General features: G+C 35.2%; 15 protein-coding genes and 2 pseudogenes. 13 read left to right on the plus strand and 4 right to left on the minus strand.

The window, feature by feature from the left end; all coding sequences use genetic code 11:
* Positions 1-123: 123 nt before the first annotated feature.
* From DT250_RS10520 to DT250_RS10530, 3 genes are all read left to right on the plus strand, one after another.
* Positions 124-774 carry a 2OG-Fe(II) oxygenase gene (locus DT250_RS10520; protein ID WP_046957539.1) on the plus strand — a complete coding sequence of 217 codons (651 nt, stop codon included), beginning with the start codon at positions 124-126 and terminating at the stop codon, positions 772-774.
* 118 nt (positions 775-892) lie between these two features.
* Positions 893-1,390, plus strand: a complete 498-nt coding sequence (locus DT250_RS10525) for a shikimate kinase (protein WP_149213034.1) — start codon at positions 893-895, stop codon at positions 1,388-1,390.
* A 38-nt stretch (positions 1,391-1,428) separates the two neighbouring features.
* Complete coding sequence (locus DT250_RS10530) at positions 1,429-1,629, plus strand: YqzE family protein (protein ID WP_000106081.1); 201 nt, start codon at positions 1,429-1,431, stop codon at positions 1,627-1,629.
* Positions 1,630-1,696: 67 nt separating this feature from the next.
* Here the strand turns inward: DT250_RS10530 and DT250_RS10535 are convergent, their stop codons facing one another.
* The gene (locus tag DT250_RS10535; RefSeq protein WP_088064402.1) at positions 1,697-2,329 is read right to left on the minus strand and encodes a VC0807 family protein; all 633 of its coding nucleotides are present in this window, start codon (positions 2,327-2,329) and stop codon (positions 1,697-1,699) included.
* Between the two features lie 140 nt (positions 2,330-2,469).
* Positions 2,470-2,587, minus strand: a pseudogene (locus tag DT250_RS10540) (GTP pyrophosphokinase).
* A 73-nt stretch (positions 2,588-2,660) separates the two neighbouring features.
* Between DT250_RS10540 and DT250_RS10545 the strand changes: the two are divergent.
* Positions 2,661-2,888, plus strand: coding sequence for a hypothetical protein (locus tag DT250_RS10545; RefSeq protein ID WP_000032702.1), 228 nt, complete (start codon positions 2,661-2,663; stop codon positions 2,886-2,888).
* 97 nt (positions 2,889-2,985) lie between these two features.
* Positions 2,986-3,117 (plus strand): hypothetical protein, encoded by a 132-nt coding sequence (locus DT250_RS32210; RefSeq protein ID WP_000064661.1) that lies wholly within the window; start codon positions 2,986-2,988, stop codon positions 3,115-3,117.
* Between the two features lie 36 nt (positions 3,118-3,153).
* Here DT250_RS32210 and DT250_RS10550 read toward each other — a convergent pair whose 3' ends face one another.
* Positions 3,154-3,948, minus strand: coding sequence for a YqhG family protein (locus DT250_RS10550; protein ID WP_001183978.1), 795 nt, complete (start codon positions 3,946-3,948; stop codon positions 3,154-3,156).
* Positions 3,935-5,617, minus strand: a complete 1,683-nt coding sequence (locus DT250_RS10555) for a DEAD/DEAH box helicase (protein ID WP_046956347.1) — start codon at positions 5,615-5,617, stop codon at positions 3,935-3,937. Before DT250_RS10555 ends, DT250_RS10550 begins: the two co-directional genes overlap by 14 nt.
* Before the next feature lie 392 nt (positions 5,618-6,009).
* On the opposite strand from DT250_RS10555, the gene gcvT reads away from it, so the two are divergent.
* The 8 genes and pseudogenes from gcvT to DT250_RS10595 all read left to right on the plus strand — a co-directional run bounded on the left by gcvT (position 6,010) and on the right by DT250_RS10595 (position 12,791).
* On the plus strand, positions 6,010-7,110 hold the full coding sequence (gcvT, locus tag DT250_RS10560; RefSeq protein ID WP_046956348.1) for a glycine cleavage system aminomethyltransferase GcvT: 1,101 nt from the start codon (positions 6,010-6,012) through the stop codon (positions 7,108-7,110).
* Positions 7,111-7,130: 20 nt separating this feature from the next.
* Entirely contained in the window at positions 7,131-8,474 is a 1,344-nt protein-coding gene (gene gcvPA / locus DT250_RS10565) for an aminomethyl-transferring glycine dehydrogenase subunit 1 (protein ID WP_000903246.1), read from the plus strand.
* On the plus strand, positions 8,471-9,946 hold the full coding sequence (gene gcvPB / locus DT250_RS10570; protein ID WP_000795689.1) for an aminomethyl-transferring glycine dehydrogenase subunit 2: 1,476 nt from the start codon (positions 8,471-8,473) through the stop codon (positions 9,944-9,946). The genes gcvPA and gcvPB overlap by 4 nt, the downstream gene beginning before the upstream one ends.
* A gap of 362 nt (positions 9,947-10,308) precedes the next feature.
* Positions 10,309-10,512 (plus strand): DUF3929 family protein, encoded by a 204-nt coding sequence (locus DT250_RS10575; RefSeq protein ID WP_000639158.1) that lies wholly within the window; start codon positions 10,309-10,311, stop codon positions 10,510-10,512.
* Between the two features lie 70 nt (positions 10,513-10,582).
* Positions 10,583-10,774: a hypothetical protein gene (locus DT250_RS10580; protein ID WP_000535935.1), complete on the plus strand. Its 192-nt coding sequence runs from the start codon at positions 10,583-10,585 to the stop codon at positions 10,772-10,774.
* A 116-nt stretch (positions 10,775-10,890) separates the two neighbouring features.
* Positions 10,891-11,265, plus strand: coding sequence for a GntR family transcriptional regulator (locus tag DT250_RS10585; protein ID WP_001021351.1), 375 nt, complete (start codon positions 10,891-10,893; stop codon positions 11,263-11,265).
* A 3-nt stretch (positions 11,266-11,268) separates the two neighbouring features.
* Positions 11,269-12,141, plus strand: coding sequence for an ABC transporter ATP-binding protein (locus DT250_RS10590; protein ID WP_149213035.1), 873 nt, complete (start codon positions 11,269-11,271; stop codon positions 12,139-12,141).
* Positions 12,122-12,791, plus strand: a pseudogene (locus DT250_RS10595) (ABC-2 transporter permease). Before DT250_RS10590 ends, DT250_RS10595 begins: the two are co-directional and overlap by 20 nt.
* Positions 12,792-12,799 lie beyond the last annotated feature (8 nt).

Genomic DNA, 12,799 nt, shown 5'->3' on the forward strand with positions numbered 1-12,799 from the left:
TTTTTTTATAGGAAATGGATAAATAAAACAATTGAAAGTTTAAATTTTCTCAAAAAAGAGAAAGGTAGAAAGAATATGATATATTCAAGCTATCCAAACATATTTTTTAGGGAGAATAGGGAAATGACAAATAACAATCAAATAGGTGAAAATAAGGAACAAACTATTTTTGATCATAAAGGAAATGCAATTATGACGGAAGATAGGGAAATACACATTATTTCAAAATTCGAAGAACCTCTTATTGTCGTGTTAGGAAATGTATTAAGTGATGAAGAATGCGACGAATTGATTGAATTGTCTAAAAGTAAAATGAAACGTTCTAAAGTTGGTTCATCACGTGATGTAAATGATATTCGAACGAGTAGCGGTGCATTTTTGGAAGACAATGAGCTTACTGTAAAGATTGAAAAACGAATTTCATCTATCATGAATGTTCCTGTAGCGCATGGAGAAGGATTGCACATTTTAAATTATGAAGTGGATCAACAATATAAAGCGCACTATGATTATTTTGCGGAACATAGTAGATCAGCTGCTAATAATCGTATCAGTACGCTTATCATGTACTTAAATGATGTAGAAGAAGGCGGAGAAACGTTCTTCCCGAAATTAAATCTTTCTGTGCACCCTAGAAAGGGAATGGCAGTATACTTTGAGTATTTTTATCAAGATCAATCGCTAAATGAGCTTACGTTACATGGAGGGGCACCTGTAACGAAAGGTGAGAAATGGATTGCAACGCAGTGGGTGAGAAGAGGCACTTATAAGTAAAAACGTGTATGTGACGTTTTGTTCTTCATTGTACAAGGAGAACAAAACGTTTTTTTATTAAATAATGTAATCTTTCGTTATAATAACAAATAATAACGGATGATTGAGAGGAACGAACATGAAAACTATATACATAACCGGTTATATGGGAGCTGGGAAAACAACAATTGGAAAAGAATTAAGTAAAGAACTTCATATGGATGTTGTCGATACCGACCAAAAGATTGAAGAGAAGCAAGAGAAGGCAATTCGTGATATTTTTGCCGAAGAAGGGGAAATCGCTTTTCGGGAATATGAAAGTGAAATGTTACGTTCACTACCCAGTTGTAATGTAATTATTACAACTGGTGGTGGAATCATTGAGCGAGAGGAAAACCGAAAGTGGATGAAGGAAAATGGAACTGTCGTGTATTTATATTGTGATCCACATGTAATTGCAGAAAGGCTTCGTGAAGATACGACACGTCCACTATTTCTGAAGAAAGATATAGAGGCATTTGTGGCAAAATTTGAATCGCGCCGAGCTCAATATGAAGAGGCTCATATTCATATCGATACGACGAATAAATCGGTAAAACAAATCATGAATGAATTAAAAGAAAAGATTAATGAATAAAAAAGTGGACATACTAATCAAGTAGAGGTGATGATAATATGTCTACTAATGATTATGTTCGCTTTGTGACACAGCAGTTTGTGTCGTATATGGATGCTCCAAAAGAAGATCGTAAACAAAAGAAAGAACAACGCCGTGCTGAAAAAGAGCCATTTATGAATAAGTGGTTTGGTGTTATGCCGCTTAGTGCTGCTTTGTTTTATCGAAACGTAAAAAATAAAAGAAAAAAATCAAGTTAACGATTTCTTAATATGTGTAGTAAAATGAAAATCCCCTAGTAGTATGATGCTACTAGGGGATTTTCATTTACTGTACAGATTCTTTTTCTTCTGTAACAGCATGTATTTTGTTGTTTACCCAAACAAATCCAATTCCGATACAAATGGAAATGCCCCATCCAACAGCGGTCATAATCGCTCTCATTTCACCATAGCCATCTACACCGAAAACAGAGATGAAATAAATTTTTAAGAAGCTTTTTAATATGAATTGTAGCCCGAAAAATAGCGTTAAATATTTTAGTGCTGGATAGATACGACTATCACGATACAGTTCACGACTTTTATCACGGTCATGGCCTTGCAATGCGGCAATATCTGCTGCGAAATATAACATAAGTGGTTTTTTTATAAAAATGGTACATATAACGATAATACCGAGCACGATGTGATAATACGCATCGTTCCATAACATTCGTTCAGCTGATCCAGATAATAGGTCTACCGTTGTATTAGAAATGAGTGTAATTAAAATAAAGAATCCTGTTACGTTAAACTGTTTTTCTTTTTTAAAGGTATACAGTGTATAAATAATCCCCGGAACAGAGGAAAGTAACATCGCGTAATAAGGATCGATATAAGGTTTTGCAAATTTCCAAATGAGGAATGGGATTACGAGATAAAAGACAAGATCTAATATAGCTTTTTTATTTTGATTCATATAAATCCTCCTTAAGTCATACATATATTTTATAATATAATTTCTGAAAATTGTATAATGTTTAATGGGAAAAGAAAAAATATATCACTTTTTGAGGGATTAGTAGATTGAAAAAATTGCCCCTAGCGTAGTAAGTTTTTTTAGTATATAATATAGGAAACGCTTTCATTTTTTGGTTTGTTCACAAAATGGACGGAAAATCACATATTTACTATCGATATGTTGCTTTATAATGAAACTAATTAAATATACATGCATACAATATTGTGAAATAAATAACATAAATAATCTATATAAATGTAAACGTTATCAAAATAGAGAGGTGGAGACAATGAGTAAATTTTTCTTCAATCATAATCCAGCAACAGTAGAGGATGGAAGGCTTGTTAAGTATGCTGAAATTATTTATGGAGAAGGTGGCCGTTCTGTATTAGAAAATTTAATGGTGAAGGCATCTATCAGATTGCGTGATCGTTATCCGAATAAATCTGACGAGCAGATATCGAACCTCGTAAATAAAGGCATCCATGATATGTTTCAAAAATATGTGAGTGAGTAAGAGTAGCCAATGGCTGCTCTTATTTTTTTGTATAAGGATTGTATCTCTAGCTGAAAATAAGGATGTATTTTGAAAGATATAAAAAGGAGTGATAAAGATGAGTAATGGAATTGGTCGTTCAAAAGAAAATCTTCCAACTGATGCTAATCATGTGAGCGCAAAGGATCGTGCGCATCAAAAACGTATGGCAAAGCAAAAACAACAAGAGCGTAATGGCGATAGAGGATAACTCAAAAAAAGCTCCTTCTAAAACAGAAGGGGCTTTTTAAGAAAGAAAATGATTCGCGGTAACATAAAAGAGTCCGCCGTTAATAATTTGTACTGTAATGCGTGGTTCATATTGCTCTTGCAAGGCTTGTTTTTCAATTTCATAGCTTTCGGGGAGTTCATCACTTTCTTCATAAAAACGATTTAAAAGATCTAAATCGTGATTCCAGCGCACTCTTGCTTCTTTCGCCCACGTATGGTCATCTTCTGCAATAATATTTTTTAAAGCATCCTCTATACGTTGTAAACCGCTTTGCGGTTTAATGATAGGCGAGAGCGTAAAGCAAAAGTCAGGTATTTTCGGTGTAAGTTTAATTTTAGCTAATGTTTCATGAAAGTTTGCAATCATTGTGCCAGAAATGAGATGAATCCCAATGGAGTGAAGGATGTCTTTTTTTCGATCACATTGATAGGAAACTTTAATATTTACACCGAGCCAAGGATGGAGTGGTGTATGTGTCGCTCCGCTATGCCGTACTTCCTCATATAAACGTATGTAAGAGCCTAATTCTTTTGTCGTTTGGAAAATTTGATGAAGACGTGGTGAACCGTAGTGAATAAGCTCACCATCGCTTTCTTCACTTTCTGGATTTGTAAGAAGAGTAAGGCGCATCGGATTCGGTACGCCTCCTGTTTTCTCAAGATAGTGCCAATAAAAAGGACGGTTCATTAATAATTTATCCATCTCAATTGTTAACTGCACATCTAATAGATGAGGGGAGCGCTTTAAAATTTCGCAGTTATTCGCCTCAAAAAAATTGTATAAGTAATTATGAATTTCATGTTGCTGCATAGCCTTGCACCTCAGCTTCATTTCGTTTCGCGAAGTCGATAATAGATGTTAAGTTTTCCATCTTAATTCGGATTTCTCCTTCGCTTTTTGATTGCGCAAATATTTCTTGAATATGTGCGTCGATGTTTTTCATATTAATTCTCGTTAAAATTTCATCAAGTTCACCGATAACACGCTCAAATAAATTGATTTTTTCATATAACAGTTTCAAAATATGTTCTTCAACAGTATGTTTTGTAGCTAAGTTATAAATATGAACATCATTCTTTTGACCAAGACGGTGAATACGTCCGATTCTTTGTTCAAGACGCATTGGATTCCACGGTAAGTCATAATTAATCATATGGCTACAAAACTGTAAGTTAATCCCTTCACCACCAGCTTCGGTTGCAATTAATACTTGTGCGTGGTTTTGGAAAAGCTCCTTCATCCAATCTTTCTTCCCACGTTTAAACCCGCCGCGGAATGGAACGGAAGAAATACCGTGTTGTTGTAAAAACCATTGTAAATACATTTGTGAAGCTCTATATTCAGTGAAAATAATGACTTTATCGTCAATTTCTTTTATAAGTTCTAGTGCTTTATTCGCTTTTGAGTTGAAAGGAATATGATTAATTTTGTCCATTAGCACATCAATATGCGGGTCTTTTATGTAATGCTCATTTTCTTTCTGCCTTTTTTCCACATGTTTTTTTAATGAATAGTAAACAGCTTCACGACTACTACACGCTTCCCGTTTTAAAGTTAACGATGAGAAAGCAGATGTGAAGGCATCTTGTCCTCGCCAATTTTCAATACCATTATACAAAGCTTGCTCTTCTTCATTAAACTCAACAAAAATTGTACGTACATGTCTCTTTGGCCAATCAATTCCGGTATTATGACGTCGATTTCGGACCATCACTTTGTTAATAAGAGATTTTAAATCTTCATCAGATTCGGCGGAACGATTTTTTGAAGCATAATATTCTTCAAAGTTGGATTGATTGCCTAAATGTCCTGGCTTTAATAAAGAAACGAGGTTGAAAATTTCATCAATCTTATTTTGAACAGGCGTAGCGGTTAATAATAAGCAAAATTTCTTTTTTAATCGTTGTGCAAATTCATAGTTTTTTGTTTTATTATTTTTAAGTTTATGTGCTTCATCGATAATAATAAGGTCATATTCTAAATTCAAAACGATATCGCGATGCGGTGAACGTTTTGCAGTATCAATTGATGATACAATCACATCGGCTTGTTCCCACGAGTAGCTTTTCTTTTGGGCTACAGCTGGAATAAAAAACTTTGTATTTAATTCGTATGCCCATTGTGATACGAGAGAGGCAGGGACGAGTATAAGTACTTTTTTCACAAGGCCGCGGACCATATATTCTTTTAAAATCAGCCCAGCTTCAATCGTTTTCCCAAGTCCCACTTCATCTGCTAGTATCGCTTTACCATTCATTTGTTCAATGACATTTTGAGCGACTTCTAATTGATGAGGAAGTGGTGTGAAATGAGATAAATGCTTCGGTGCTTGTAATCCATCGAAAGTAGGAACAAGTAACGATTTTTCTGTTTTATAAGCTAAATGATATAAATCCCAATTTGTCCAAGGACCATCTTCGTTAATTCTATTTAAAAAATTGTTTTGCCACGTTCGATCTACGGAAATATCGACATTCATTACGACTCTCCCACCTTTTATAAACTAAAGTAATTATTAAAAAAATCTTTATTATATAAGCCTTGTAATAAGGCTCTATTACACTTGCTGAAAGTTAAAGAATAGGCAAAGATAAAGGGCTAAATTTTGAAAATTGTATTTAATAAGATTAAGAATGAAAAATTCTAAATTATTTTTTATGCTAGAATATTGATGAAATATAGCGAATAATGTTAGGATAATGGTGTGAAATGTGTGGAATCTTTCGTATTTTATCCAAGAAAGTGATTTTTTATTTACGCTTTCATAAAAAAATATAATGAGATTCCGTATATCCTATCTTTTCAGAGTGAAAATGTTTAGATATGGCGAGCAACTTTTATTGATTTGTCAAAGCATAAGGGGGAGAGAGCATGATTACATTACAACGTACACCGTTATTTGATGTATACGCGAAGTATGGTGGAAAAACAATCGACTTCGGTGGTTGGGAATTACCAGTTCAATTTTCAAGCATTAAAGAAGAACATGAAGCTGTACGTACGGCTGCAGGTTTGTTCGATGTGTCTCATATGGGAGAAGTTGAGGTAAAAGGTGTAGATAGTTTAGCATTTTTACAACGTGTTGTTACAAATGACGTTTCTACCTTAAAGGTAGGAGGCGCACAATATACAGCTATGTGCTACGAAAATGGTGGTACAGTAGATGATTTATTAATCTACAAACGTGGTGAAGAAGACTATTTATTAGTAATCAATGCATCAAATATCGAGAAAGATTACGAATGGTTAGCTAGCCATGTAATTGGCGATGCGACAGTAGTCAATGTTTCTAGTGAAGTTGCACAGCTTGCAATTCAAGGTCCAAAAGCAGAAGGCATTTTACAAAAAGTTGTGTCAGAAGATTTGAAAGAAATTAAGTTCTTTAAATTTAAAAACGATATTCTTGTAGATGGAATTCCAGCACTTGTATCTCGTACAGGTTACACAGGTGAAGATGGATTTGAAATTTACTGTAAGAGTGAAGATGCTGCAAAACTTTGGGAGAAACTTCTTGAAGTTGGAGCAGAAGAAGGCTTAAAAGCATGTGGTTTAGGTGCTCGCGATACACTTCGCTTCGAAGCAACATTACCACTTTATGGTCAAGAATTATCAAAAGATATTACACCGATTGAAGCTGGCATTGGCTTTGCGGTAAAACCAAATAAAGAAGCAGACTTCTATGGAAAAGAAACGTTAAAAGAGCAAAAAGAAAACGGTGCGTCTCGTAAGTTAGTCGGCATTGAAGTAATCGAACGTGGAATTCCTCGTACACATTACCCTGTATTTATTGGAGAAGAAAAAATCGGGGAAGTAACGAGTGGTACACAATCTCCAACGTTAAAGAAAAGCATTGGTTTAGCACTAATTGATGTAAAATACGCAGCAGTTGATACAGAAGTAGAAATTGAAATTCGTAATAAACGCGTCAAAGCAGTAGTTGTTCCAACACCATTTTATAAACGTTCAAAGTAACGGGGAGAGGGGTAGATTTCATGTTGCATCGTTATCTTCCAATGACAGAAGAAGACAAAAAAGAAATGTTACAAACGATCGGCGTTCAAACGATCGATGAGTTATTCTCTGATATTCCAGAGAGTGTTCGTTTTAAAGGGGATTTAAAAATTAAAGAAGCAAAATCAGAGCCGGAGCTTTTAAAAGAGTTAACTCAAATGGCTAGTAAAAATGCTAACTTAAAAGAATACGCTTCTTTCTTAGGAGCAGGTGTATACGATCATTACGCTCCAGTAATTGTAGATCACGTTATCTCTCGCTCAGAATTTTATACAGCTTACACGCCATACCAACCAGAAATTTCACAAGGGGAATTACAAGCGATCTTTGAATTCCAAACAATGATTTGTGAATTAACAGGAATGGATGTAGCAAACTCTTCTATGTACGACGGAGGTACAGCTTTAGCTGAAGCGGCAATGCTAGCAGCTGGCCATACTCGCAAAAAGAAAATCCTTGTATCTAGTGCAGTTCATCCAGAATCAAGAGCAGTACTTGAAACGTATGCAAAAGGTCAACATCTTGAAGTTGTTGAAATTAATCATAAAGATGGTGTAACAGATTTAGACGTATTACAAAGTGAAGTAGATGATACAGTTGCTTGTGTAATCGTTCAATATCCAAACTTCTTCGGACAAGTTGAAAAATTAGCTGATATTGAAAAAATCGTTCATCAACAAAAATCATTATTTATCGTTTCTTCAAATCCATTATCATTAGGCGCATTAACACCACCAGGAAAATTTGGTGCTGATGTTGTAATCGGTGATGCACAACCATTTGGTATTCCAACGCAGTTTGGTGGACCACACTGTGGTTACTTTGCAACAACGAAAGCATTTATGCGTAAAATTCCAGGACGTCTTGTTGGACAAACTGTAGATTCAGATGGTAAACGTGGATTTGTATTAACGTTACAAGCACGTGAACAGCATATTCGCCGTGATAAAGCGACGTCTAACATTTGTTCAAACCAAGCGTTAAATGCATTAGCAGCATCAGTTGCAATGACGGCACTTGGTAAACAAGGTGTGAAAGAAATGGCACGTCAAAACATTTCTAAAGCACAATATGCAAAACGTCAATTTGAAGCGAAAGGCTTCACTGTAACATTTGCTGGACCATTCTTCAATGAGTTTGTTGTAGATTGCAAGCGTCCAGTGAAAGAAGTAAACGATGCATTATTACAAAAGAATATTATCGGCGGTTACGACCTAGGCCGTGATTATAAAGAGCATGAGAACCATATGCTTGTAGCAGTAACTGAGCTTCGTACAAAAGAGGAAATTGACACACTTGTAAACGAAATGGGGGCTATCCAATGAAGAACCAAGACCAAGCACTTATCTTTGAAGTGAGTAAAGAAGGACGCATAGGATATAGCCTACCAAAATTAGATGTAGAAGAAGTGAAACTAGAAGATGTGTTTGAGAGCGATTATATTCGAGTAGAAGATGCAGAGCTACCAGAAGTATCTGAACTTGACATTATGCGCCACTATACAGCACTTTCAAACCGTAACCACGGTGTAGATTCTGGATTCTATCCACTTGGATCTTGTACGATGAAATATAATCCGAAAATTAATGAGAATGTAGCTCGTTTCGCAGGATTTGCAAATATTCATCCATTACAAGATGAAAAGACAGTACAAGGTGCAATGGAATTAATGTACGACTTACAAGAGCACTTAATTGAGATTACAGGTATGGATACTGTTACATTGCAACCAGCAGCGGGTGCACACGGAGAATGGACAGGTTTAATGTTAATTCGTGCATACCATGAAGCAAATGGTGACTTTAACCGTACGAAAGTAATTGTTCCTGACTCTGCTCACGGAACGAATCCAGCATCTGCAACTGTAGCTGGTTTTGAAACAATTACAGTAAAATCAAATGAACATGGTCTTGTTGACTTAGAAGATTTAAAACGTGTTGTAAACGAAGAAACAGCAGCACTTATGTTAACAAATCCTAATACATTAGGTCTATTCGAAGAAAATATTTTAGAAATGGCAGAAATCGTCCATAACGCAGGCGGTAAATTATACTATGATGGTGCAAACTTAAATGCGGTATTAAGCCAAGCGCGCCCAGGAGATATGGGATTTGACGTTGTGCATTTAAACCTTCATAAAACATTTACAGGTCCTCACGGCGGCGGTGGCCCAGGTTCGGGTCCAGTAGGTGTGAAAGCTGATTTAATTCCGTACTTACCAAAACCAATTTTAGAGAAAACGGAAAATGGCTATCACTTTAATTATGATCGTCCAGAAGCAATTGGGCGCGTAAAACCATTCTATGGTAACTTCGGAATTAACGTTCGTGCATACACATACATTCGTTCTATGGGTCCAGATGGACTACGTGCAGTAACGGAGTATGCGGTATTAAATGCGAACTATATGATGAGAAGATTAGCACCATTCTATGATCTTCCGTTCGATAGACATTGTAAGCATGAGTTTGTATTATCAGGTCGTCGCCAAAAGAAACTTGGCGTACGTACATTAGATATCGCAAAGCGCCTGCTTGATTTCGGTTACCATCCACCGACAATTTACTTCCCATTAAATGTGGAAGAATGTATTATGATTGAGCCGACAGAAACAGAATCAAAAGAAACATTAGATGGTTTCATTGATAAGATGATTCAAATTGCTAAAGAAGTAGAAGAAAATCCAGAAGTTGTACAAGAAGCGCCACATACAACGGTAATTAAACGTTTGGATGAAACATTGGCTGCTCGTAAACCAGTTTTACGTTATGAAAAGCTAGCTCCTGTACAAGTTTAATTAGAATAAAAAAGGAAGAACTCGCTATATGCGGGTTCTTTTTTTGTATGGAGAATTTGTCCCGCGATTTGTGGGCGGATAATCAATGGGGATGAACAAAAATCCCCCGCTGATTAAAGTTTCACTTTATGCAGAACTAGTGAAGAAAATGTTAAAATTTTATATTTTTTGTTTCATAATGGTGTAAAGAAGTAGTTTCATAGGTGATTTTGTTGAAAAAGTCAGTTTGATAAAAGTATTTATTTTTGTTAGAATTTTATTGAAATTAAGAAGATGCAATGAGATAGGAATGACTCATTTTTATGTATATGTGAAAAAACGAGCAAGTTGGGGGTGAAAATGTGGGATATCGGTGTTATAGAATGATATACCATTTAGAAAACGGAAAAACGATTAAAGATGTAAAAGAATTTTGTTATCGAGATCAAGGAAAAGTATTAGAAAGAGTAGCACATCGTGTAATGGATAATAGAGAAGTGACGGCAATTGATAAGAAAGGAACAATCATTTCAATAGCATGTGAGGACATTGTAAAGGTGGAACTTGATTACATAACAGAAAGTTAACCTTGAGTCATATCGAATTATTCGATACAATATACTGTTGAATGGTGACGAGAGAAGAGAGGAGTTTATTATGGGTAGTACAAGACACTTTTATATGTTTATCTTAGCGTTTGTTCTTGTTGTAGCATTAACGATTTATTTAATTGTTGATAGCACTTGGTACAACACAGTTCATCCGGCGTTCCTTCTGTTTATGTATGTAGGAATTGCGGTAGTGAGTTTCGGAATGAGAGATGAGATGTTAGATCGCTTTGAAAAGTGATACATATACGAAAGACCAACAGGAAAATGTTGGTCTTTTTTTCTTGCCAAAAATAGGATGGTGTGTATATACTGTGTATATAAGGTATATACAGTATATACACACTGGAGGAAAACATGAATATTATTATTTCGAATTCTTCCCAAGACCCTATTTATGTACAAATAAGAAAACAATTAAGCCAGCTTATTTTAAATGGTGGTTTAAAGGGTGGAGACCAATTACCGTCTATTCGTAGCTTAGCGAAGGAATTACAAATTAGTGTAATTACAACGAAGCGTGCGTACGAGGAGCTTGAAAAAGAAGGATATATAGAAACTGTTGCTGGGAAGGGGACTTATGTTTCACGTAAAAATAATGAACTACTAAAAGAACAAAGGCTTCGTCTATTGGAAAGTAAAGCGGAAGAGATTGTAAATGAAAGTAAAGCGTTGCAGCTTTCACTTGAAGATTTACAGCAGATGATTGCGTGTTTATATGAGGGGGAATAAGAGATGTTAGAGCTAAAAAATGTTTGTAAAAGTTATCAAGATTTTGCAGTGAAAAATATAAGTTTTACGTTACCACGCGGATATATTATGGGATTTGTCGGACCGAATGGCGCAGGGAAAAGTACGACAATCAAAATGATTATGAATTTAATTCGAAAAGATAGCGGCGATATAAAAATTTTTGGCAAAGACAATAAGAAAGCTGAAAAGGAAATAAAACAAAATATTGGTTTTGTATATGATGAAAATCATTACTACGAAGATTTAACGTGTGAACAAATGAAACGTATTATTGCACCATTATATAAAAAGTGGGACGAAGAGCAGTATCAATCGTATATGCACAGATTACAAGTTCCGAAGTATAAAAAAATTAAAGAACTATCAAAAGGGATGAAAATGAAATTTGCGATTGCTATCGCACTTTCACATCACGCAGAGTTTATCATTATGGATGAACCGACAGCAGGATTAGATCCAGTTGTTCGAAGTGAATTACTTGATATTTTGCAAGAAATTGTAATGGAGGATGAAGTATCTGTATTATTCTCAACGCACATTACAACAGATTTAGAGCGCATCGCAGATTATATCACGTTCATCAATGATGGAGAAATTATATTTACTGGTGAGAAAGATGAACTAATGGAGAACTACGTAATCGTAAAAGGAAGTAATGATTTATTAGACCGAGAAGGAAAAGAATTATTTATTGGATTACGAAAAAATAAATTTGGTTTCGAAGGTTTAGCGAAGGATAAACAAGCAATTATCGATTGGTTTGGAAATGAGGTTGTACTAGAAAAGCCTACATTAGATGATATTATCGTTTACACCGCAAAAGGGAGAGGTGCCTGTGCGTCAGCTCATCTATAAAGATTTGTTCTTTTTTTCGGGGGATATGGTCAGTGTATCTTACTATACCCTTTGTATTCTTTTTGTTTGAAAACGGTGGTGAAATGCTGTTTCCTATGAGTTGTTTATTTATAACTCTTTCCTCAGTTACGATATTAATTGTAATAGATGAACGGAATACAAGCGACATTGTTATGAATAGTTTACCGTTAAGTAGAAAGGATATCGTGATTGCTAGATATATATCTAGCGCAATATTTATTGTAGGTGGCATGTTCTCTACGTTGTTGCTTATTTTCCTTATAAGAGGTATCGCTGTTATTGGTGATATCGGTGCATATCATCCTAATCTATACATTGAAATTCCATGGTATGAAGTAGTAAATGGGCTTGTTTACGCCGTATTTTTAGTTGTCACCTTTTTCCCTAGTTATTATGCTATAAAATCGAATGTAGTAAGAAGTCTAGTATCAGCAGCATCAATAGGAGTCGGGGGGATACTTTGGATATTTATTAGTGATGGGCTGAATGAAACAACACCTTCATTCATGGAGTGGATTATGAATCCTATGCATATTGGTGTATTTATAGTTGGATTCATTGCATTAGTCAGTATTTATATCGCTTCTATGTTTCTTACAATTAAAATTTATGAAGCACGTGATTTGTAGAGAGGAGA

The organism is Bacillus sp. AR2-1, assembly GCF_008368755.1.
Classification (GTDB): Bacteria; Bacillota; Bacilli; order Bacillales; family Bacillaceae_G; genus Bacillus_A; species Bacillus_A wiedmannii.

What these genes read in the sequence shown, in the direction of transcription:
- DT250_RS32210 (WP_000064661.1), top strand. Translation starts at nt 2,986, where the DNA reads ATGAGTAATGGAATTGGTCGTTCAAAAGAAAATCTTCCAACTGATGCT.
- DT250_RS10520 (WP_046957539.1), top strand. Translation starts at nt 124, where the DNA reads ATGACAAATAACAATCAAATAGGTGAAAATAAGGAACAAACTATTTTT.
- DT250_RS10525 (WP_149213034.1), top strand. Translation starts at nt 893, where the DNA reads ATGAAAACTATATACATAACCGGTTATATGGGAGCTGGGAAAACAACA.
- DT250_RS10580 (WP_000535935.1), top strand. Translation starts at nt 10,583, where the DNA reads ATGGGTAGTACAAGACACTTTTATATGTTTATCTTAGCGTTTGTTCTT.
- gcvPB (WP_000795689.1), top strand. Translation starts at nt 8,471, where the DNA reads ATGAAGAACCAAGACCAAGCACTTATCTTTGAAGTGAGTAAAGAAGGA.
- gcvPA (WP_000903246.1), top strand. Translation starts at nt 7,131, where the DNA reads ATGTTGCATCGTTATCTTCCAATGACAGAAGAAGACAAAAAAGAAATG.
- DT250_RS10550 (WP_001183978.1), bottom strand. Translation starts at nt 3,948, where the DNA reads ATGCAGCAACATGAAATTCATAATTACTTATACAATTTTTTTGAGGCG.
- DT250_RS10585 (WP_001021351.1), top strand. Translation starts at nt 10,891, where the DNA reads ATGAATATTATTATTTCGAATTCTTCCCAAGACCCTATTTATGTACAA.
- DT250_RS10545 (WP_000032702.1), top strand. Translation starts at nt 2,661, where the DNA reads ATGAGTAAATTTTTCTTCAATCATAATCCAGCAACAGTAGAGGATGGA.
- DT250_RS10575 (WP_000639158.1), top strand. Translation starts at nt 10,309, where the DNA reads ATGATATACCATTTAGAAAACGGAAAAACGATTAAAGATGTAAAAGAA.
- DT250_RS10555 (WP_046956347.1), bottom strand. Translation starts at nt 5,617, where the DNA reads ATGAATGTCGATATTTCCGTAGATCGAACGTGGCAAAACAATTTTTTA.
- DT250_RS10590 (WP_149213035.1), top strand. Translation starts at nt 11,269, where the DNA reads ATGTTAGAGCTAAAAAATGTTTGTAAAAGTTATCAAGATTTTGCAGTG.
- gcvT (WP_046956348.1), top strand. Translation starts at nt 6,010, where the DNA reads ATGATTACATTACAACGTACACCGTTATTTGATGTATACGCGAAGTAT.
- DT250_RS10530 (WP_000106081.1), top strand. Translation starts at nt 1,429, where the DNA reads ATGTCTACTAATGATTATGTTCGCTTTGTGACACAGCAGTTTGTGTCG.
- DT250_RS10535 (WP_088064402.1), bottom strand. Translation starts at nt 2,329, where the DNA reads ATGAATCAAAATAAAAAAGCTATATTAGATCTTGTCTTTTATCTCGTA.